The following is a 229-nucleotide window of genomic DNA, read 5'->3' as shown; positions in this document are numbered from 1 at the left end:
GCCCATCGAGAACTACGCCCTGATCGGTGATCTGCACACCGGATGCCTCGTCGGCACCGACGGCAGCATCGTCTGGCTGTGCCTGCCCCGCTTCGACTCCGCCTCGACCTTCGGCGCCCTGCGCGGCGACCACGACGCCGGGCGGTGGCTGATCGCCCCGACCGACGCCGTCGCCACCGCGACCCGTCGGTACATCGACGACACGGTCGTGCTCGTGACGCGGTGGCAG

At 71.2% G+C, this 229-nt stretch carries 1 protein-coding gene; it reads left to right on the top strand.

Annotated elements, in window-relative coordinates; genetic code table 11:
- On the top strand, nucleotides 1-229 hold a 229-nt coding region (locus ACZ6JE_RS15785), incomplete at both ends, for a trehalase-like domain-containing protein (RefSeq protein WP_464319565.1).

This window comes from Frigoribacterium sp. AC759 (genome assembly GCF_979256015.1).
This window is presented reverse-complemented; position numbering and strand designations above follow the sequence as displayed.